This window comes from Bradyrhizobium sp. USDA 4369 (assembly GCF_054056435.1).
In genome coordinates, this window is the sequence record NZ_JBSRYH010000001.1 from 1,469,060 (window position 1) to 1,487,648 (window position 18,589).

An 18,589-nucleotide genomic window follows, 5' to 3' on the forward strand; every position below is an offset into this window, starting at 1 on the left:
CCAGAAGAGGTCTCGTCACCCCGGGTTCGCTCTTGCGATACCCGGGCGACATCATCCCGGAATCGTGGGCGACATCATCTCGGAACGGGTGGGCGACTTCAAATCGGAATGGTGGGCGAGATCATCTCGGAATCCTGGGCGACATCGATCGGAATCCGCACCAAATCAGCGTGTTTCTGATTCACCGTGTTGGCTGGGAAGGAGGCCAGCACGGATGGGCGCACCATATTCTCTGGACCTTCGAAAGCGGGTTGTCGCCGCGATCAAGGGCGGGATGTCTCGCAATAAGGCGGCCAAGCAGTTTGGGGTCGCGATCAGCACAGCGATCAATTGGGCCAGGCTTGAGAAGGAGACAGGCAGCATCGAACCTGGCCAGATGGGCGGCCATAAGCCCAAGGCGATCTCGGGTGAGCATGCCACGTGGCTGCAACAGCGAATCAGAGCGAGCGACTTCACCTTAAGAGGGCTGGTGGCCGAGCTCGCCGAACGCGGGTTGAAAGTCGACTACCGTTCGGTCTGGGAATTCGTTCATGCCGAGAAGCTCAGCTTCAAAAAAAAGCGTGGAGGCTGGCGAACGCGATCGTCCTGACGTGGCGCGGCGACGAGAGCAATGGAGGAAATATCAAGATCGCATCGACGCCACGCGCCTTGTCTTTATCGACGAAACCTGGACCAGGACAGACATGGCGCCGTTGCGAGGATGGAGCCCGCGTGGTAGCAGGCTGACCGCCAAAGTCCCTCACGGACGGTGGAAAACAATGACCTTTCTGGCGGCACTGCGCCACGACCGCATTGATGCACCATGGTTCATTGAAGGGCCGATCAACGGCGAAAGCTTTCGCACCTATGTAGAGCACGTTCTTTTGCCGACCCTTCATCCGGGCGATATCGTGATCTTGGACAACCTCGGCAGCCACAAAAGCAAAGCCGTCCGCCAATTGATCCGCTCGGTAGGAGCCAGGATCTTCTTCTTGCCCAAATACTCGCCCGACCTGAACCCAATCGAACAGGTCTTTGCCAAGCTCAAGCACCTTCTACGCAAAGCCGCGGCGCGAACCGTCGACACGGTTTGCGCCGCAATTGCTGGTGCCCTCGACGCCTTCTCCGCAGAAGAGTGTGCCAACTACCTCAAAAACTCAGGATATCGAACTTAATCTCATCTCGCTTTAGCCCCGTACGTTCTTCTGCAGCCTGGCCATTGCCACGCCGTCGCGCGCCAATTGATCGGCGCGCTCGTTCTCGGCGTGGCCGGCATGGCCCTTGACCCAGTGCCAGTTGACCTTGTGCGGCTTCAGCGCGGCATCGAGCCGCTGCCACAGCTCGGCATTCTTGACCGGCTTCTTGTCCGCGGTCTTCCAGCCGTTGCGCTTCCAGCCGTGGATCCAGCCGGTGATGCCCTGCCGCACATACTGGCTGTCGGTGTAGAGCTCGACCTGGCATGACTTCTTCAGCGCTTCGAGCGCCGAGATCGCGGCCATCAGCTCCATGCGGTTGTTGGTGGTGTGCGGCTCGCCGCCCTTGAGCTCTTTTTCCTTGTCGCCGAAGCGCAGGATCGCACCCCAGCCGCCGGGCCCGGGATTTCCCGAGCAGGCGCCATCGGTGTAGATGCTGACGGTCGGAAGCTCGCTCATGCCGTCGCTCCCGCGCCGTCCAGTCCGTAGTCGCGCACGCTCGTCACCGCCTGGTGGAAACGCAGCTTGCGAACATATTCGAGCGGATCCTTCGGCTTCACCAGCGCGCCCGCGGGCACGTTGAGCCAGTCCACCAGCCGCGTCAGCAGGAAGCGGATCGCGGCGCCGCGCGCCAGCAGCGGCAGCGCCGCGAGCTCGGCCTGCGACAGCGGCCGCTCGCGTCCATAGGCATGGAAGAAGGCGCGGGCCTTGGTGACGTTGAGCGAATGATCGGCCTCGAAGCACCACGCGTTCAGGCAGATCGCGACGTCATAGGCGAGGATGTCGTTGCAGGAGAACGGGAAGTCGATCAGGCCCGACAGCTGGTCACCGAGGAAGAACACATTGTCCGGAAACAAATCGGCATGGATGACGCCCTCCGGCAGATCCGTCGGCCAGCTGCGCGCGAGCACATCGAGCTCGGCCGCCAGCAGCGCGGACAGGCCGGCCTGCACCGTGTCGGCGCGGTCGGCGGCCTGGGCGAACAGCGACATCCATCCCGAGACCGAGAGCGGGTTCTTGCGCACCAGCGGGAAATCGCGTCCCGCCAGATGCATCCGCGCCAGCGCCGTGCCGACGCCGGCGCAATGCGCGACGTTCGGCTTGCGCGGCCATAGGCCTTCGAGGAAGTTGATGATCGCCGCCGGCCGGCCCGACAGTGTCGAGTAGACGGCGCCGTCGCGATTGCGCGCCGGCTGCGGACAGCTGACGCCGCGCTCCGCCAGATGCGCCATCAGCCCCAGGAAGTACGGCAGATCGTCCACCGCCACGCGCTTCTCATAGAGCGTGAGGATGAAATGGCCCTTGGTGGTGTGGAGCAGGAAGTTGGAGTTCTCGACGCCTTCGGCGATGCCCTTGTAGGAGAGCAGTTCGCCGATGTCGTAGGTCTTGAGAAAGTCCGCGAGCTCGTCGGCGGCGACGTCGGTATAGACCGCCATACCCTATCCTGATTGTCGAAGTTCGCCCGCACCCGCCTCCCCCGATGCGAACTTCGAGACCAGGGAGGCCCGTTGCGCCCTTCATCGCGCATGCACGCGCCGCGTTCAAGACCGATGCGCCGCGCAGCGGACGGAAAACAACGACCGCCCGCAACGCGCCTATTCGGCCGCCGCTTCCGGCCGCAGCGAGCGCGGCAGCGGGAAGAATTCGTTCTCTTCCGCCGCGGAGACCGTCTCGACATGGAGCACGTAGCGCTCGGCGAAGGCGCCCATGATCTCTTCGACGATCACCTCGGGCGCCGACGCGCCGGCGGTGATGCCCAGGCTCTTGATGCCTTCGAAGCGCGCCCAGTCGATATCGGAGGCGCGCTGGGCCAGCACCGCAATCGGGCAGCCCTCGCGCTCGGCAACCTCGCGCAGGCGCTGCGAGTTCGACGAGTTCGGCGCGCCGACCACGATCAGGGCGTCGACCACCGGCGCCACCTTCTTCACCGCGAGCTGGCGGTTGGTGGTGGCGTAGCAGATGTCTTCCTTGTGCGGGCCCGAGATGTTCGGAAAACGGCCCTTGAGCACCGACACGATGTCCGCCGTGTCGTCGATCGACAGCGTGGTCTGGGTGACAAAAGCGAGGTTGTTCGGGTCCTTCGGGGTGAAGGTCGCGGCGTCCTCCGCGGTCTCGATCAGGGTCACGGCGCCTTGCGGCAGCTGGCCGACGGTGCCGACCACCTCCGGATGGTGCGAATGGCCGATCAGCAGGATCTCGCGGCCGCGCTTGAAGTGAATCGCCGCCTCGCGATGGACCTTGGTCACCAGCGGGCAGGTCGCGTCCAGGGAGAAGAAATTGCGCGCCTGGGCCTCGGCGGGGACCGATTTCGGCACGCCATGGGCCGAAAATACCACCGGTGCGTTGGTATTGTCGGGGATCTCGGCCAGTTCCTCGACGAAAATGGCGCCCTTGGTCTTCAGGCTGTCGACCACGTATTTATTATGCACGATCTCGTGGCGCACATAGACCGGGGCGCCATAGATGGCGAGCGCCCGCTCCACGGTGTCGATGGCGCGCACGACGCCGGCGCAGAAGCCGCGCGGCGAGCAAAGCACGATTTTGAGGTCTGGTTTGGCTGCCATGGGCTGATCTTCGGGCCTGATCTGTGCGGCTTGTGCGGCGACCGGATCACCCCAGGGCCGACAGGCGGGGCGGCCGAGACGTCACGGCTTTGCGCTAGAACTTGTTTGGGTAGGACTTGGGACTGCTTTCGAGCGCTGTCAAGGCCGTTTTCGTCAGGCCATTGCGCGCCGCCCCCCGGACGGCTTATATAGGGCCAATTCCCGTCATCGCCGATGACCACAGGTTTCGCCTCCAGGGCCGGGGCGGAGCACAAAGGAGATTTGCCATGAGCAACGCCCCGCTGATGCCGAAGGCAACTGCCGTGTGGCTGGTCGACAATACCGCTCTGACCTTCGACCAGGTCGCCGATTTTACCAAGATGCACCCGCTGGAGGTGCGCGCGATCGCCGACGGCGACGCGGCCCAGGGCATCAAGGGCATGGATCCGATCTCGACCGGCCAGCTCACCCGCGAAGAGATCGAAAAAGGCGAGCGAGACCCAAATTACCGCCTGAGATTGCAGGAAAGCAAGGTCGTGCTGCCGCCGCAGCCGAAGCGCAAGGGGCCGCGCTACACCCCAGTGTCGCGCCGTCATGAGCGCCCGAGCGCCATCCTCTGGCTGGTGCGGAACCATCCCGAGCTCAAGGATGCGCAGATCATGCGCCTGGTCGGCACCACCAAGACCACCATCGCCAGCGTGCGTGACCGCACCCATTGGAATGCGCAGACCCTGACGCCGATGGATCCGGTGACGCTCGGCCTGTGCTCGCAGATCGAGCTCGACTTCGAGGTGCAGCGCGCCGCCAAGGAGCGGCCGCTCGACGCCAATTACAGCGGCGCCACCCTGCTGCCGGCCTCCGAAACCACCCGCAAGGAAGAATACGAGCCGGAGGGCCGCGATCAGGACGATCTCAACGTCGACGCCGTGTTCGCCAAGCTCAAGACCATCGGCGGCAAGAAGCCCGACGAGGACGAGGAGTAGGACGCAGGGCCGTCGTCCTCGGCTCTGTCTGCTCTCGATCTCGATCCTGACACCGGTGCGCGGGACATTCCCCGGTGTCGTCCCGGACAAGCCCACCGGCGCGCAGCGGCGGCGGGCGCAGATCCGGGATCCATGACCACCGAATTCAATGAGGCCCGCGGAACGGGCCGCCTGCCCGTTTCGGACAGCACGCGGTATGGGCCCCGGCGCCGCATGCGCAATTCCTCAAAAAAAATGGCGCCGGGAATTCCGGCGCCATGGCAGTCTTGGGAGGAACGCGACAAATCAGAACTTGTAGGTGACGCCGGCGCCGACCAGCCAGGGATCGATGTTGGCCCGGCCAGTGATCGGAATGGCGCCGTTGACGGTGGCCGAGTAGTTCGGCTGCAGCCACAGCTTCTTGACGTCGACGTTCAAGCCCCAATGCTTGTCGAGCATGTAGTCGAAGCCGAACTGGACTGCGGCGCCCCACTGGTTCGAGATATGTAGGTTGGTCACTGCAAGACCATTGAACACCTGGTTCGATGCGCTCTGGTTGAAGAACACCGTGTAGTTCACGCCCGCGCCGACATAGGGCTTAAAGGCGCCAAAATCCGTGAAGTGATATTGCAGCGTCAAGGTCGGCGGCAGCAGCGTGGCCTTGCCGACATTGAGGCCGTCCAGCGCGCCGGTGCCGCTGATCGAATGACGGGTGACGCCGAGGATCAGCTCGGCCGCGATGTTCTTGGTGAAGAAGTAGCTGATGTCGAGTTCCGGCACGACCTGGTTGGAGATCTTCAGACCGGAATTCGGCGACGACAGCGCTGGCACGCCGGTGACGTTCACGGTGGAGCCACCCGCGTCCGGCAGCACGCCGAGGGCGCGGACGCGGATCATCCAGGGATTCCAGGCCTCGACCACCGGCGCCTTGGTGTAGACCGGCGCCGCCTGCAAGTCCGCTGCTTGCGCCGAGCCCATCGCTCCGCAGACCGCCGCCAGCACCAGCAGCGACGACGAAAGTTTGAATGTTCTGTTCATCGAGGTCCCCATAGCCACGCTTGAGCTACACTTGCGCGCTCAAAACCGCGCGTTGTGGCCACAGATGTGGCGGGATGACATTCGATTGGATTTGATCTCGATCAATCGGTGCGGTTGCAGCGCCGAAGTCACACGACTGTTGCACCGATGTCACGCGTCATGAGAGGCGCTTGCAGTCCCGCTCAGCGTCGGTCAGGATGATTCAGCATGTATTCGCCGAGATCGCGCTGCCGGCGATCGGCGCGCGCCTCGGCACGCTGCCGCTGCACGTCGCGGTCCTTGCGGCAGGCGACATATTCGGCCGAGCCGGGCGCAACCTTGCCGCCGGCCTGGCAGACCGCATCGTCGTCGTCATTGCCGAGCGCCACCGCAGCCCCCTGATTGCGGGCGGCACAGCCGGCAAGCGCCAGCGCGGCCATCAACACCAGGACCAAACGGGCAGAGGTCTGTCGCATCGAACGTTCCATTCTCGTCAATCAGGCGAAGCCGTTGCTTGACGACAATGGACGCCCGGGTCAAGCCCGGGGGACTCGATCTCGTGAACTGGGATTGCGGGCCTCACGGTTCGAGACGTCCGCCTGCGGCGGGCGTCTCGAAGGATGGGCCGCAAAGAACGACGCTAGACCCGGCTCTTCAGTGCCTCGCCGATCTCGTCGAGCACCTTGGGGTCCTCGATCGTGGCGGGCATGCTCCATTGCTCGCCATCGGCGATTTTCTTGATCGTGCCGCGCAGGATCTTGCCCGAGCGCGTCTTCGGCAGGCGGCCAACGGTGATGGCGAGCTTGAACGCCGCGACCGGGCCGAGCTTGTCGCGCACCAGCGCCACGATCTCCTTTTCGATCTGCGACGGGCTGCGCGAGACGCCGGCCTTGAGCACGATGAAGCCGCAGGGCACCTCGCCCTTGATCGCGTCCTTGATGCCGAGCACGGCGCATTCGGCGACGTCGGGATGCGAGGCCAGGATCTCCTCCATGCCGCCGGTCGAGAGCCGGTGGCCGGCGACATTGATGATGTCGTCGGTCCGGCCCATGACGAAGACATAGCCGTCCTCGTCCTTGTAGCCGGCGTCGGAGGTCTTGTAGTAGCCGGGGAACTCGCTGAGATAGGACTCCTTGAAGCGATCCTCCTGCTGCCACAAGGTCGGCAGGCAGCCCGGCGGCATCGGGAGCTTGATCACGATCGAGCCCATGGTGTTGGCCGGCACCGGCTTCGTCGCCTCGTCGACGATGTCGACCTGGTAGCCCGGCATCGGCACCGTCGGCGAACCGTGCTTGACCGGCAGCAGGCCGAGGCCGACCGGATTGCCGGCGATGCACCAGCCGGTCTCGGTCTGCCACCAATGATCGATCACCGGCACCTTGAGCTGCTGCTCGGCCCATTCCACCGTCGGCGGGTCGGCGCGCTCGCCGGCCAGAAACAGCGTGCGGAACTGCGACAGGTCGTATTTGCGCAGCAAGGTGCCTTCGGGATCCTCCTTGCGGATGGCGCGGAAGGCCGTGGGCGCGGTGAACAGTGCGACCGCCTTGTGGTCGCTGATGACGCGCCAGAATGCGCCGGCATCGGGCGTGCCGACCGGCTTGCCCTCATACATCACCGAGGTCGCGCCATGGATCAGCGGGCCATAGATGATGTAGCTGTGGCCGACCACCCAGCCGATGTCGGAGCCGCACCACCACACCTCGCCCGGCTTGATGCCGTAGAGATTCTCCATCGACCATTTCAACGCGACCAGGTGCCCGCCATTGTCGCGCACCACGCCCTTCGGCTTGCCGGTCGTGCCGGACGTGTACAGAATATAGAGAGGATCGGTCGCGAGCACGGGCACGCAAGGCGCGAGCTTGCCATTGGCGAGCGCGGATTTGCGCAGCGCCGCCCAATCATAATCGCGGCCGGGCTTGAGCTCGCAGACATGCTCGGGCCGCTGCAGGATGACGCAGGCCTGAGGACGCTTGTCCGCAAGCTCGATCGCCTGGTCGAGCAGCGGCTTGTACTGCACGATGCGGCCCGGCTCGATGCCGCAGCTCGCCGACAGCACGAGCTTCGGGGTGGCATCATCGATGCGGGTCGCAAGCTCCTTGGCCGCGAAGCCGCCGAACACCACCGAATGCACCGCGCCGATGCGCGCGCAAGCCAGCATGGCCACCATCGCCTCCGGCACCATGGGCATATAGAGGATGACGCGATCGCCTTTGCCGACGCCGAAATCCTGCATGATCGCAGCCAGCGTCTGCACCTCCTTCAGCATCTCGGCATAAGTGAGCCTGGTGACAGAGTTGGTGAGCGGCGAATCATGGATCAGCGCCAGCTGCTCGCCGCGACCGGCGGCGACGTGACGATCGAGCGCGTTATAGCAGGTGTTGACGACGGCGCCGGCAAACCAGCGGCCATAGGCGCCGCTCGAGGGATCGAAGATCTTCTTGGCCGGCTCGATCCAGTCGATCGCGCGGGCGGCCTCGGCCCAGAATCCCTCCGGGTCCCGCAGCGACCTGGCATGGACCTCGTGATAGCGGCTCGCAGCGCTCATGACGTTTCCCCAAGATCTGTGTTTATTCCCGACTATTGTCCGGGACAAAGCGACAGTTCAAGCCGTCATGAATTGATCCAGATCAGGAGCCACCATGCTCCCGGCCATTTTCCGGCACGGATCAATGCGCTGTGTCGCGCAGCGTGTCCAAACGGCGCTGCAGGGCTAGACGAAGGTCGTAGCCGGGCTTGCCGAACCGCGCGTTCCGCTCGGCGATGAAATCGCGCTGCGCGCTGCGCAACTCGGTGGCGGCCCGGCCGCGGGACGCCCTGAGCCGCCGGGCGTAGCTCTCGGCAATGCCGAGATCCAGCACCGACAGAACCGGGTCGGCACAGATGACCTTCTCGACCTCGCGCACGGTCGTCGCGCAGTCGAACGAAGGACCACTGCGCTCCGACGGCGCGTTCAACGCACGCGGCGGCTCGGCGCCGAACGTCTTGATCTCGGCCAGCATCGCGCGACGGCCGGCGGCGGCGTTGTCATTGCCGGGATCCAGCCGCAGCGCAGCCTCGTAGTCGGCCAGAGCCTTGGCCCGTTCGCCCATCTTCCGGAACAGCACCGCTCGGTTGTTGTAGGTCAGGGCGAAATTCGGGTCGAGCCTCAGGGCGGCGTCATAATCGCTCAGCGCCGAGCCCAGCTCGTTCTTGAACTGATAGGAATCACCCCGGTTGGTCAGGAAATTCGGCCTTGGCTGCAGCTTGATGGCCTGATCGTAGTCGGCGATCGCCTGATCGTACTGCTTCATAGCGGCGTAGGTCAGGCCGCGATTGTCGTAATATTCCGGCACGCGCGGATCGCGACGGATGGCTTCGTCATCATCGGCGAGAGCCTTTTCCAACTGGCCGAGCTTCTTGTAAGCAGCGGCGCGATTTGTGTAGGTACGCGGCCGATCGGGATCGAGCCGAACGGCCTCGTCGTAGTCGCGGACGGCCTTTTCATTGTCGCCGCGCAGATAGAAGGCGACACCACGGTCCGCATAAGCCTGCGCATAATCCGGCTTCAGGCGGATCGCCTGGTCATAGTCGGCGAGGGCGCGGTCGAGCCGGTGCTGCTCGGTATAGATCACGCCGCGCAGCTCATACGCTTCAGCATCAGCGGGTTCGAGCGAGATCGCCATACTGAGGTCGGCCGCGGCCTTGGCCGCATCACCGCCGGCCTCGCGCATCAGATCACCGCGCAGCCGATAGGCGCGCGCGTTCTTGCCGTCGAGCGCGATGGCGCGGTCGAGATCCTTCAAGGCGGACGTCAAACCGCCGGACCTGCGCGCCAGCGCGTCGGCGCGGACGACGAGGGCCATGGCTTGATCCTTCGGCGAGATCGATGTCTGTTGGATCGCGGCTGTGCAGGCGTCGATGAGTTCGGATGGCGGTGCTTTGCTACCCAAGACACATGCGATGTCCGCGGCAGATGCAGGCATGGCGCCGAGGCCGAAGGCCAGGCCGGCCGCGAAACGCAGCGCGAGACCAGATGGGCGGGATGACATGAAATCAATGAAAGCCTGCATCGGCGAGGGCTCGACTTGACGATTCGACCGGCACGGTCGAGAGATGCGGATCTCCCGGTTGTCGTGCCCGGCCGGACTCGGGTTCAAGCCGCCTCTCTGATGGTTAATGGCCGTCGACGCCGTTCAATCGTCGCAGGCGATCCTGCATCTCCTTCTTGAGGTCGTAGCCGGGTCGGCCGAAGCTGGCATTGCGGCGGGCGATGAACGCGTCCTGCTCTTGCTGCAGGGCCCGTGCCGCGGCCGGCCGCACAGCTTCGCGCATGATCCGGGTCTGCGCGCCGTCGATCTCGCGATCGAGATTGGCAAGCTCGGGATCGGCGCAGATCGCCTTCTCGACCGCCCGGCGCGCGGTCGCGCAGTTAAAGCTCGGCCGGCCGGCCACAGCCAGCTGGGCACCGAGACGCTCAAGCTCGATGGCGAGCGCATGATAGTTGCTGCGGGCGCTGGCATGATCCGGATTGAGCCGCAGCGCGGCGGCGAAGTCAGCCAGAGCTTTCGGGCGGTTGCCCTTCTTGCGATACAGCTCGCCACGCGCATTCAGGATGTCGGCGAGCGTCGGATCGAGCTGCAGCGCGACGTCGTAATCGGCGATGGCGCGATCCGGCTCGCCCTTGGTGATGAAGATCGAAGCTCTCGCGATCAGCGCGTTGATGCGATCGGCCCGGGCCGCCTTGGCATTATCGATCAACGCGCCGCATTCTGTCAGCACCTTGTCGGCGTCATGCGCTTCCGATGCAGCCATGCAGGCACCGGAGTCCACCACCGGCTCCTTGCCGGGTTCGGCCGCGCCGATCGCATGAAGCGGCGAGGTCAGCAGCATTGCCAAGCCGACGAGCGCAACCAGACGCCTCAGATCTGAGCGGCGACCGACGGGGGCGCATCGCCAGGCGGATCCGGACGGGGCGGCTGCTTTTCTCATCGCATATTTCATCCAGACATCGCGGGCGGAGCCTCATTGATCCCGCGGGCTGCTCAACTATACAGACGCCGTTTCGGTACGATAGTCCTTCACGCGCCGCACGGACGGACTGCGGCCGCATTCCGTTTGGCCGCGATCAGGCAACTGACATGCGCGTGATGATTTCGCAAGTTCCTGCCAGGGCGCAGCGGATCAGGCCGCCCCGTCGCGATGATCCGCGTTTGAACCTGTCGCGCCGGACGCAGACTCAACCTCCATGACTATCATGACAGACCATTCGCGCGCACGCGGCGCCAGCGCGTCGCCAGCGCGCTCTTTTTATTTCAACATGTCCCTGGCCTGCATGGCCACGGCGTTTCTCGGCTTTGCACCGACCTACTGGCTGCCGCTGGCACGCGGTTCGTTCTCCGGCGCGCCCGTGGTTCACTTCCACGGCTTCCTGTTCTTCACCTGGACCCTCTACTTCACGTTCCAGAGCGGGCTGGCCGCTTCGGGACGCAAGGCATGGCACCGCTCGCTCGGCATTTTCGGCGTGTCGCTCGCCACGGCCATGACGATCTTCGGCTTCCTCGTTGCGGTGGAGGCCATGAAGCGGTCGGCTGCGATCGGACAGGTCAATGAAGGCATCGCCTTTGCCATCGTGCCGCTCAGCGGCATTGCGTTCTTCGCGATCGTGTTCGCGCTCGCGGTGATGCAGGCGCGGCGACCGGAAACGCACAAGCGGCTGATGCTGCTCGCGGGCATCTCGTTGCTCGATGCCGCGGTGGCGCGCTGGTTTCTGACCTTCCTGGCGCAGCCCGGCCCGCTCGGCCCGCCGCCGGTGTTCGTGACCATCCCGCCAGCCTTCGTCGCCTATCTGCTGCTCGTCGTCGCCATCATCTACGATCGCCGCACATTCGGACGGGTTCACCCGGTCTATGTCTATGGCGGGCTCGCGCTGATCGCGGTGAAGCTCCTGAACTGGCCGATCAGCATGACGTCGACGTGGCATGCGATCGGCGGCAGTATCCTGGCGATGGCGCAGTAGCGCAGCCGATCAACCCTCGTCATTGCGAGGAGCCGAAGGCGACGAAGCAATCCAGGGCTCCGCGGATGCCCTGGATTGCTTCCTTCGCTCGCAATGCCGAAGGAGCTATCGAAAGATCAGCTCCGGCAGGTCAGTCCGCCGTCGACGACCAGCGTGATCCCGGTGACGTAGCGCGATTCGTCGGAGGCGAGGAACAGGGCGGCGTTGGCGACGTCGAAGGCGTCGCCCATGTGCCCCATCGGCACCTGCGCGTCGCGCTTCTTCCACATCTCCTCGACGTCGCCCTTGGCATAGCTCGCGGCGAGGCCGGCGGAATGCTCGACCATCGGCGTCTTCATCAGCCCGGGCAGGATCGCGTTCACACGGACATGCTTGGGCGCGAACTCGACCGCGGTGGTGCGCGTCATCTGGTTCATCGCCGCCTTGCTGGCGCCGTAGCTGACATAGGAAATGCCGACCTGCCGGATCGAGGCCACCGAGGAGATGTTGATGATCGAGCCGCCGCCCTGCCCGATCATGACGGGAATGACGTGCTTCATCGCGAGGTAGGCGCTCTTGAGGTTGACCGCGAAGACGCGGTCCCACTCGGCCTCCTCGACATCGACGACGCTGCCCATCTCGGCAATCCCGACATTGTTGTCGAGCACGTCGATGCGGCCATAGGCGGCGAGGCAGGCCTTCACCATGGCCTCGACCTCAGCGGCCTTCGACACGTCGGCGGTGAACGCCTCGGCCTGGCCGCCTTCGCCTGCAATGATCGACGCCGTCTCCGCCGCCGCGTCTCCGTTGCGATCGACGCAGAACACCTTCGCGCCCTGCCGCGCGAAGGTCACCGCGGTCGCCTTGCCGTTGCCCCAGCCCGGTCCGATCGAGCCGGCGCCCACCACCATCGCCACCTTGCCCTTGAGCCGATCCATCGCGTTCTCCCGCCTGTTTGTTATTGGTTGCAGGCGCTCATCGTAATGGTCGCGGCGCCGATGTCATGATCGAAGATCTCCGACAGCGTCCGGCACTGCCCCTCGTGACAGATCCGCCATTCCCCCGCGGCGCCGGAATTGGCCAGCACGATCCGCGACAGCGGCTCGCGATCGACCTGCCACTCAAACCAGCCGTCGACCAGCCGCGCCTCGGGCGGCGGCTCCATGCCGGCGCCGGAGCCCTTGACCCGCGCCTGCACCAGCTGGAGTCCATCGCCGGTGACGCGCCAGTCCTCCTGCCATGCGGACTTCTCGACCGAATGGGTCCAAGCCAACGTGAAGCCGGCGAGGGCCAGGGCCTTTACGACGCCGGCTGAAGCGAGACAGAGACTCAAGCTGAGACCACCACGGCCGCGGGCGGCCGCTGCCGCCACTGCCTCGCGACGATCGCCACGGCCAGGACGAAGCCCAGCACGTCGCTATAGGGGAATTCGCCGAGCAGGCAGACCGATGCAACGAAGGACAGCACACGCTCGATCAAGGTCATGCGCGTGAACAGGAAGCCGATCGCGACCATGCCGAACAGGCCGATCGAGATCAGCGCCTTGACGCCCGCATAGGCCACCGCGCCGACGAAGCCGAGCTGCGCCTCCATCGGGTCGCCGGCCTGCAGCATCAGCGCCGGCGAGTAGACGAAGATGAAGGGAATGACGTAGCCGGCCAGCGCGATCCGCATCGCCTCCCAGCCGATCTTGTCCGGGTTTTCCTTGGCGATCGGCGCGGCGGCCAGCGCCGCCAGCGCCACCGGCGGCGAGAGGTCGGCCATGATCCCGTAGTAGAACGCGAACATGTGGCTGGCGATCAACGGCACGCCGAGCTTGGCGAGCGCGGGCGCCGCCAGCGCCGCCGTGATGATGTAGGTCGGGATGGTCGGAATGCCCGTGCCGAGCAGGATCGACAGCAGCATGGTCATGATCAGCGCCGCGAACAGGCTGGTCTTGCCGAGGCCGATCACCCAGCTGCCGAAGATCGAGCCGACGCCGGTCTGGGTCATCATGCCGATGATGACGCCGACGATGGCGCAGGCCATGCCGACGGTCAGCGCCGATTTGGCGCTTTCGGCGAGCGAGTCGCGGCAGGCATGCAAGGTCGCCATGCCACCGCGCACGAAGCCGGTGATGATGACGAGCGCGACGACGACGGACGCGACCGGGACGATCTGCAGGCCGTTGCGCGACAGCGCGCCGACCACGAGCGCGAGACCGATCCAGAACACGTAGCGCAGCACCTGGTTGGAGAAGCCCATCGTGATCGAGGTGCCCAGGATCAGCGCCACGGTCAGCGCGAGGCCCATCGAGCCCGCATAGAGCGGGGTGAAGCCTTCGAACAGCATGTAGACCAGCGCGGCCAGCGGCAGCACGAGATACCAGCGCGCCACCAGCGCCTTCCATGCGCTCGGAATCTCCGACGGCTTCATGCCGGTCAGGCCGTGCTTGCCGGCCTCCAGATGCACCATCCAGAAGGCGGAGGCGAAATAGAGTATGGCCGGGATCACGGCGGCCTTGACGATCACCGAGTAGTCCACGCCGAGCGTCTCGGCCATGATGAAGGCCACCGCGCCCATCACCGGCGGCATGATCTGGCCGCCCATCGAGGCCGTGGCCTCGACGCCGGCCGCAAAGGCACGGCGGTAGCCGAACCGGATCATCAGCGGAATGGTGAACTGGCCGACGGTGACGACATTGGCGACGCCGGAGCCGGAGATCGTGCCCATCATGCCCGAGGCGAACACCGCAACCTTGGCCGGGCCGCCCCGCGTGCGCCCGAACAGGCCGAGCGAGACGTCGGTGAACAGCTGGATCATGCCGGCATGTTCGAGGAACGAGCCGAACAGGATGAACAGGAAGATGTAGGTGGCCGAGACATAGATCGGTACGCCGTAAAAGCCCTCGGTGCCGAACGACAGATGGGTAATGACCTGATCGAAATCATAGCCGCGATGGTTGAACGGTGCCGGCAGATACTGGCCGAAAAACCAGTACAACAGACAGGCGCCGCACATCAGCGGCAGCGCCAGACCCATCAGGCGACGGGTGCCCTCGAAGATCAGCACAGCGAGCAAGGTTCCGACCACGAGGTCGGCGCGGGTCGGATCGCCGTCGCGCGCGATCAGATCGGCGTAGAAGATCCACTGGTAAAGTCCGCAGCCGAAGCCGATGGCGCCGATGGCCCAGCCGGCGATGCGTCCGGCGTCGGTCTTGGCGGTGAAATTGCCGATCAGGCCGAAGGTGAGCAGCAGCAGGAAGCCGACATGGACGCCGCGCACCACCTGGCTCGGGAGATAATTGAAGGCGGCGACATAAAGCTGGAACAGCGCGAAAGCGAGGCCGATGCCGTAAGCGAGATAGCCCCAGCGGCCGGGGCCGAATCCTTCCGGAAAGCCGTGTTCGAAATTGTCGAACTCGACCTTCACAGGCGTTTCCATGTTCACGGCTTCAATCGTCATGATCCCCCCAACGCCCCGTCAGGCGCTGCTGACCATGGCCGCAACCACCTGAACGACAGGACTGCGCGGGATGTGTCCCACGCAGTCGGATGCGAACGGTCCGGCCCACGAAGCAGGCCGGATGAGCGGCCCTATTTCAGGACGCCCTTTTCCTTGTAGTAGCGGATCGCCCCCGGATGCAGCGGCACAGGGCTGTCTTGCGCCGCCGTCTCGAGCTTGATCTCCTTGCCGGCGGCATGCGCATTGGCGAGTTCGGGAAGCGAGTCGAAGATCAGCTTGGTCATCTGATAAGCGAGGTCGTCCGACACCGCCGAACTGGTGACGAGATAGTTGATCACGGCCGCGGTGGGCACGTCCTTGTCCTGGCCGGTATAGGTGTTGGCCGGGATGGTCGCGGCCACGAACGGCGCGCCGATCTTGTCGACGACCTCCTTCGGCACCGACACGACGGTGATCGGCGACGAGGTCGACAGGTCCTTCAGCGAGGCGACGCCGAGCCCGGCCGATTGCAGCGTCGCGCCCAGCTGCCGATTCTTCATCAGGTCGACCGACTCGGCGAACGGCAGATATTCCACCTTGCCGAGATCCTTGTAGCTCATGCCGGCGGCGGCGAGGATCGCGCGCGAATTCAGCTCGGTCCCGGATTTGGGCGCGCCGACCGACAGGCTCTTGCCCTTCAGATCAGCCAGCGTCTTGATCCCGGACTCGGCGGTCGCGACGATCTGGATGTAGTTCGGATAGATCGCGCCGAGGGTGCGCAGCTTGTCCAGCTTGGTCTTGAAGCCGGCCTCCTCCTCGCCGTTCCAGGCCGATTTCAGCGAGTCACCGAGCGCGAAAGCGAGCTCGCCGCGGCCCTGCTGCAGCAGGATCAGGTTCTCGACCGAGGCCTTGGTGGCCTGCACCTGGGTCTTCACGTTCGGGATCTTGTCGCCATAGATCTTACCGATCGCGACGCCGAGCGGATAATAGACGCCTGACGTGCCGCCGGTCAGGACGTTGATGAAGCTCTGCGCCTGCGCCGCGGGCGCCGCGAGCAGAGAGGCCGCGGCCACGATCAGACCGGTTGCAGTGCCAGAGAATGTCGAGAAACGCATGGGTCCTCCCATTGATTTTGCCGGCAAATTGGACGGATGCAGGCGCCGGGTCAACCCATCCGAAAGACGGCCAGACGGCCCCGAAGGCCGGCTTGCAGCATCAGGAACCCACGGATGCAGTTGCCACGGCCGGGGACTGCGTCAGGGCCTCGGCCGCAGAGGCTCATTGCCCTCGCATGACGGCGGCCGACAGGCCGGGCCGCTCATTGGAAGGTCATGTCGAGGCATTTGGAGATGTCCGAGCCGAGGCCGGACGAGATCGTGATGCAGCCGCGCACCTTTTGCTGGGTCGTGTCCGCCACCCAGATCGAATAGCCGCCATTGCCGAAGAAGGAATTGGTATTCGCCGGCTCGGTCTCGGTCGCGTCGAAATCGTATTTCGAGTCGGTATCGAACACGCGCGGCTTCTTGGTGCAGCCGCCATCGGTCTGAACGTTGATGACCTCCTTATTGTCCCGGGTCAGGGACAGCGACACCTGGCAGCGGAAATATTCCGACGTCTTCATGTTGAACAGGTAGGCGTAGGACTTGCAGACTGCGGTGTTGAGCTTGCCGGCGGACAGGCCGCGGCTGCAGGCAATGCGCTGGTTGTTGGACAGCTTGAAGTCGTCGGCCCGCGCCGTGGACGCCAACGTCACCAGCGACAGCGCCGCAAACATACCGATCTTCGTGACGAGGCTCATCCGAATCATCCCCAAAGTGTTTCTTGCCCGTTGTTTCTAAACCACGCTGCAGGATAATCGCGAGATCGGCGGATGGAAAATCCGTCACCGCGCACCCGCGCTGACCGTGGGCAACGTTGACGCCCGAACGCTGTTCGTGATTTGTTCGAGACGATGGTGAATTGATGGAGAGGGACATGAAGAGCGCTGTTGTGAAAAGCCTGATCGCAGCCGGAGCGCTCTGCGCGATGACCAGCGTGACCCGCGCGGCCCCGCCGGAGCCGTGGGAGCTGAGACCGGACATGGGCTACGCCTATGGCAAGGACGGCAAGACACTGGCCTACAGGATGGGCACCAAGAATGCCGATATGCTGCTGAAAGGCGCCAAGAAGGTGCCGAAGGGCACGCTGTTCTTCGTCGGCCAGAACGGCCAGCTTTATATGCGGACGGCCCCCTATCTCGAAGGCGACGGCAGCTTCTCGTTCGGCGCGGACGATTGAGCCGGCGCGGGCGGCTCAGAACGCGGCCGCCAGCTCCTTGGCGCCGGGCAGGCTGCTCAGCGAATCCATCCGGGCATCGGTGACCGCGAGCAGCTTCGCCACCGTGTTGTGGCGGACGGCGACGGGATTGCGCTCATAGCCGCCGCGCTGAAAGAAATTCGCGGTCGGCACCTGGTCACGCATGTCGAGCGGCATGGTGACCATGTCGAAGCCGGTGCCGTCGCCGGTCAGGTTCATCATCTCCAACTCCGCGGCCGAAAGCGGCCGCGTATAGCCCTTGGCGCGGGCGAACAGCACCGAGGTCAGCAGCTTGTGGGTCTGCAGCATCGGTCCGACATCGATGTCGAGCACCATCGCATGCATCGCCCAGCCCTGCTCGGTATTGCCGATCTTCTCATGCGCCGACCAGTCGTCGGGCACCGAACGCGCGATCGCGACCATCTTCTTCAGCACCGACAGCTTGTGCTCCAGCGCGGCCCGCGACGGTCCCGCGGTCTGCGCCACCCGCTCGCTGAGCAGCCGGATGAACAGCGGCCCCTGCTCGGCCAGCAGCTCGACCGTATTGGTCGTAAGCAGCTGATTGTAGCCGATGGCCGTCGAGATCGCGCGATTGCCTTTGAAGCCAGACTGCGAGTCGTGCTTGCCATTGCCGCCGGTCTCGAACGCATAGACCCGCACCGCCTGCTCGCGGGTCAGTCCGGCCGTTGCAGCAAAGCGCGCATAGGCCCGCTTGAAGTCGACATCATTGGTCGGACGCTGCGGCGACCATTGGAAGTGCTGCTGCGCCGCCTTGAGGAGATCGGCAACGACCGGAATATATTTGCGCTCGCGCGGTTCGCCCTCGGGCTCCGGCTCCGGGTTCACCGGCCGCTTCGGCCCGCTATAGACCGGCGGCTGCTCCAGCACATAATCGTCGAGGCCGATCGGCTGCCGGTCGCGCCGCTTGGCATTGCGGAGGCGGCGCTTGTCGGCAATCGCCTTCCAATAGGCGCCGGCCTCCTGCTCGAACTCCGCACGGGCCTGCTGATATTCGGCGAGCTTGCGCCGGTATTCCGCGATCGCGTCCGGCGAAGCCATCTGCGCCAGCGCGTCGCGGGACGCGATCGCCGAACCGGGTTCCCCGGCGAGCATGGGTGGCGCGCCCGCGACGGCGCAGGCGAGAATCAGGGCAAGCGTGCGAATCGGCTGATGCAGCATGCCGTCCTTGTAGCCGAAACCGCG

At 64.8% G+C, this 18,589-nt stretch carries 18 protein-coding genes; 4 read left to right on the top strand and 14 right to left on the bottom strand.

What is annotated here, in order from left to right; genetic code table 11:
• The first annotated feature begins 214 nt into the window (after positions 1–214).
• Positions 215–1,154 (top strand): IS630 family transposase gene (locus ACVIJ6_RS06735; RefSeq protein ID WP_456771184.1). Its coding sequence is split into 2 segments (ribosomal slippage): positions 215–550 and positions 552–1,154, totalling 939 coding nucleotides; the frame shifts between segments, so codons are not numbered across the junction.
• Between the two features lie 12 nt (positions 1,155–1,166).
• Here ACVIJ6_RS06735 and rnhA read toward each other — a convergent pair.
• The 3 genes from rnhA to ispH form a co-directional block, all read right to left on the bottom strand.
• Entirely contained in the window at positions 1,167–1,631 is a 465-nt protein-coding gene (rnhA, locus tag ACVIJ6_RS06740) for a ribonuclease HI (protein ID WP_012041254.1), read from the bottom strand.
• Entirely contained in the window at positions 1,628–2,608 is a 981-nt protein-coding gene (locus tag ACVIJ6_RS06745) for a homoserine kinase (protein ID WP_456772042.1), read from the bottom strand. The genes rnhA and ACVIJ6_RS06745 overlap by 4 nt, the downstream gene beginning before the upstream one ends.
• A gap of 159 nt (positions 2,609–2,767) precedes the next feature.
• Positions 2,768–3,736: a 4-hydroxy-3-methylbut-2-enyl diphosphate reductase gene (ispH, locus tag ACVIJ6_RS06750; protein WP_456772043.1), complete on the bottom strand. Its 969-nt coding sequence runs from the start codon at positions 3,734–3,736 to the stop codon at positions 2,768–2,770.
• 266 nt (positions 3,737–4,002) lie between these two features.
• Here ispH and ACVIJ6_RS06755 point away from each other — a divergent pair, with 266 nt between their 5' ends.
• Positions 4,003–4,698 carry a DUF1013 domain-containing protein gene (locus ACVIJ6_RS06755; protein ID WP_456772044.1) on the top strand — a complete coding sequence of 232 codons (696 nt, stop codon included), beginning with the start codon at positions 4,003–4,005 and terminating at the stop codon, positions 4,696–4,698.
• 285 nt (positions 4,699–4,983) lie between these two features.
• Here the strand turns inward: ACVIJ6_RS06755 and ACVIJ6_RS06760 are convergent, their stop codons facing one another.
• The 5 genes from ACVIJ6_RS06760 to ACVIJ6_RS06780 form a co-directional block, all read right to left on the bottom strand.
• Positions 4,984–5,715: an OmpW/AlkL family protein gene (locus ACVIJ6_RS06760; RefSeq protein ID WP_456772045.1), complete on the bottom strand. Its 732-nt coding sequence runs from the start codon at positions 5,713–5,715 to the stop codon at positions 4,984–4,986.
• A gap of 182 nt (positions 5,716–5,897) precedes the next feature.
• Positions 5,898–6,170 carry a hypothetical protein gene (locus tag ACVIJ6_RS06765; protein WP_456772046.1) on the bottom strand — a complete coding sequence of 91 codons (273 nt, stop codon included), beginning with the start codon at positions 6,168–6,170 and terminating at the stop codon, positions 5,898–5,900.
• Between the two features lie 164 nt (positions 6,171–6,334).
• Positions 6,335–8,239 (bottom strand): propionyl-CoA synthetase, encoded by a 1,905-nt coding sequence (locus ACVIJ6_RS06770; RefSeq protein ID WP_456772047.1) that lies wholly within the window; start codon positions 8,237–8,239, stop codon positions 6,335–6,337.
• Between the two features lie 121 nt (positions 8,240–8,360).
• The gene (locus ACVIJ6_RS06775; protein WP_456776914.1) at positions 8,361–9,722 is read right to left on the bottom strand and encodes a tetratricopeptide repeat protein; all 1,362 of its coding nucleotides are present in this window, start codon (positions 9,720–9,722) and stop codon (positions 8,361–8,363) included.
• Positions 9,723–9,846: 124 nt separating this feature from the next.
• Positions 9,847–10,563 (bottom strand): tetratricopeptide repeat protein, encoded by a 717-nt coding sequence (locus ACVIJ6_RS06780; protein WP_456772048.1) that lies wholly within the window; start codon positions 10,561–10,563, stop codon positions 9,847–9,849.
• 355 nt (positions 10,564–10,918) lie between these two features.
• Here ACVIJ6_RS06780 and ACVIJ6_RS06785 point away from each other — a divergent pair, with 355 nt between their 5' ends.
• Positions 10,919–11,689, top strand: coding sequence for a hypothetical protein (locus ACVIJ6_RS06785; protein ID WP_456772049.1), 771 nt, complete (start codon positions 10,919–10,921; stop codon positions 11,687–11,689).
• A 116-nt stretch (positions 11,690–11,805) separates the two neighbouring features.
• Here the strand turns inward: ACVIJ6_RS06785 and ACVIJ6_RS06790 are convergent, their stop codons facing one another.
• The 5 genes from ACVIJ6_RS06790 to ACVIJ6_RS06810 all read right to left on the bottom strand — a co-directional run bounded on the left by ACVIJ6_RS06790 (position 11,806) and on the right by ACVIJ6_RS06810 (position 16,889).
• The gene (locus ACVIJ6_RS06790) at positions 11,806–12,606 is read right to left on the bottom strand and encodes an SDR family NAD(P)-dependent oxidoreductase (protein WP_456772050.1); all 801 of its coding nucleotides are present in this window, start codon (positions 12,604–12,606) and stop codon (positions 11,806–11,808) included.
• A gap of 20 nt (positions 12,607–12,626) precedes the next feature.
• Entirely contained in the window at positions 12,627–13,001 is a 375-nt protein-coding gene (locus ACVIJ6_RS06795) for a DUF1850 domain-containing protein (RefSeq protein ID WP_456772051.1), read from the bottom strand.
• Positions 12,998–15,091 (bottom strand): TRAP transporter permease, encoded by a 2,094-nt coding sequence (locus tag ACVIJ6_RS06800; protein WP_456776915.1) that lies wholly within the window; start codon positions 15,089–15,091, stop codon positions 12,998–13,000. Before ACVIJ6_RS06800 ends, ACVIJ6_RS06795 begins: the two co-directional genes overlap by 4 nt.
• 152 nt (positions 15,092–15,243) lie before the next feature.
• Positions 15,244–16,206, bottom strand: a complete 963-nt coding sequence (locus ACVIJ6_RS06805) for a TAXI family TRAP transporter solute-binding subunit (RefSeq protein ID WP_456772052.1) — start codon at positions 16,204–16,206, stop codon at positions 15,244–15,246.
• Between the two features lie 203 nt (positions 16,207–16,409).
• Entirely contained in the window at positions 16,410–16,889 is a 480-nt protein-coding gene (locus tag ACVIJ6_RS06810; protein WP_456772053.1) for a hypothetical protein, read from the bottom strand.
• A gap of 176 nt (positions 16,890–17,065) precedes the next feature.
• On the opposite strand from ACVIJ6_RS06810, the gene ACVIJ6_RS06815 reads away from it, so the two are divergent.
• Positions 17,066–17,368, top strand: a complete 303-nt coding sequence (locus ACVIJ6_RS06815) for a hypothetical protein (RefSeq protein WP_456772054.1) — start codon at positions 17,066–17,068, stop codon at positions 17,366–17,368.
• A 15-nt stretch (positions 17,369–17,383) separates the two neighbouring features.
• Here the strand turns inward: ACVIJ6_RS06815 and ACVIJ6_RS06820 are convergent, their stop codons facing one another.
• Positions 17,384–18,565, bottom strand: a complete 1,182-nt coding sequence (locus tag ACVIJ6_RS06820; RefSeq protein ID WP_456776916.1) for a hypothetical protein — start codon at positions 18,563–18,565, stop codon at positions 17,384–17,386.
• Positions 18,566–18,589 lie beyond the last annotated feature (24 nt).

Excerpts from the sequence above, each read along its gene's own strand:
- rnhA (WP_012041254.1), bottom strand. The coding sequence starts at position 1,631 with ATGAGCGAGCTTCCGACCGTCAGCATCTACACCGATGGCGCCTGCTCG.
- ACVIJ6_RS06745 (WP_456772042.1), bottom strand. The coding sequence starts at position 2,608 with ATGGCGGTCTATACCGACGTCGCCGCCGACGAGCTCGCGGACTTTCTC.
- ispH (WP_456772043.1), bottom strand. The coding sequence starts at position 3,736 with ATGGCAGCCAAACCAGACCTCAAAATCGTGCTTTGCTCGCCGCGCGGC.
- ACVIJ6_RS06755 (WP_456772044.1), top strand. The coding sequence starts at position 4,003 with ATGAGCAACGCCCCGCTGATGCCGAAGGCAACTGCCGTGTGGCTGGTC.
- ACVIJ6_RS06760 (WP_456772045.1), bottom strand. The coding sequence starts at position 5,715 with ATGAACAGAACATTCAAACTTTCGTCGTCGCTGCTGGTGCTGGCGGCG.
- ACVIJ6_RS06765 (WP_456772046.1), bottom strand. The coding sequence starts at position 6,170 with ATGCGACAGACCTCTGCCCGTTTGGTCCTGGTGTTGATGGCCGCGCTG.
- ACVIJ6_RS06770 (WP_456772047.1), bottom strand. The coding sequence starts at position 8,239 with ATGAGCGCTGCGAGCCGCTATCACGAGGTCCATGCCAGGTCGCTGCGG.
- ACVIJ6_RS06775 (WP_456776914.1), bottom strand. The coding sequence starts at position 9,722 with ATGTCATCCCGCCCATCTGGTCTCGCGCTGCGTTTCGCGGCCGGCCTG.
- ACVIJ6_RS06780 (WP_456772048.1), bottom strand. The coding sequence starts at position 10,563 with ATGCTGCTGACCTCGCCGCTTCATGCGATCGGCGCGGCCGAACCCGGC.
- ACVIJ6_RS06785 (WP_456772049.1), top strand. The coding sequence starts at position 10,919 with ATGACTATCATGACAGACCATTCGCGCGCACGCGGCGCCAGCGCGTCG.
- ACVIJ6_RS06790 (WP_456772050.1), bottom strand. The coding sequence starts at position 12,606 with ATGGATCGGCTCAAGGGCAAGGTGGCGATGGTGGTGGGCGCCGGCTCG.
- ACVIJ6_RS06800 (WP_456776915.1), bottom strand. The coding sequence starts at position 15,091 with ATGGAAACGCCTGTGAAGGTCGAGTTCGACAATTTCGAACACGGCTTT.
- ACVIJ6_RS06805 (WP_456772052.1), bottom strand. The coding sequence starts at position 16,206 with ATGCGTTTCTCGACATTCTCTGGCACTGCAACCGGTCTGATCGTGGCC.
- ACVIJ6_RS06810 (WP_456772053.1), bottom strand. The coding sequence starts at position 16,889 with ATGAGCCTCGTCACGAAGATCGGTATGTTTGCGGCGCTGTCGCTGGTG.
- ACVIJ6_RS06815 (WP_456772054.1), top strand. The coding sequence starts at position 17,066 with ATGAAGAGCGCTGTTGTGAAAAGCCTGATCGCAGCCGGAGCGCTCTGC.
- ACVIJ6_RS06820 (WP_456776916.1), bottom strand. The coding sequence starts at position 18,565 with ATGCTGCATCAGCCGATTCGCACGCTTGCCCTGATTCTCGCCTGCGCC.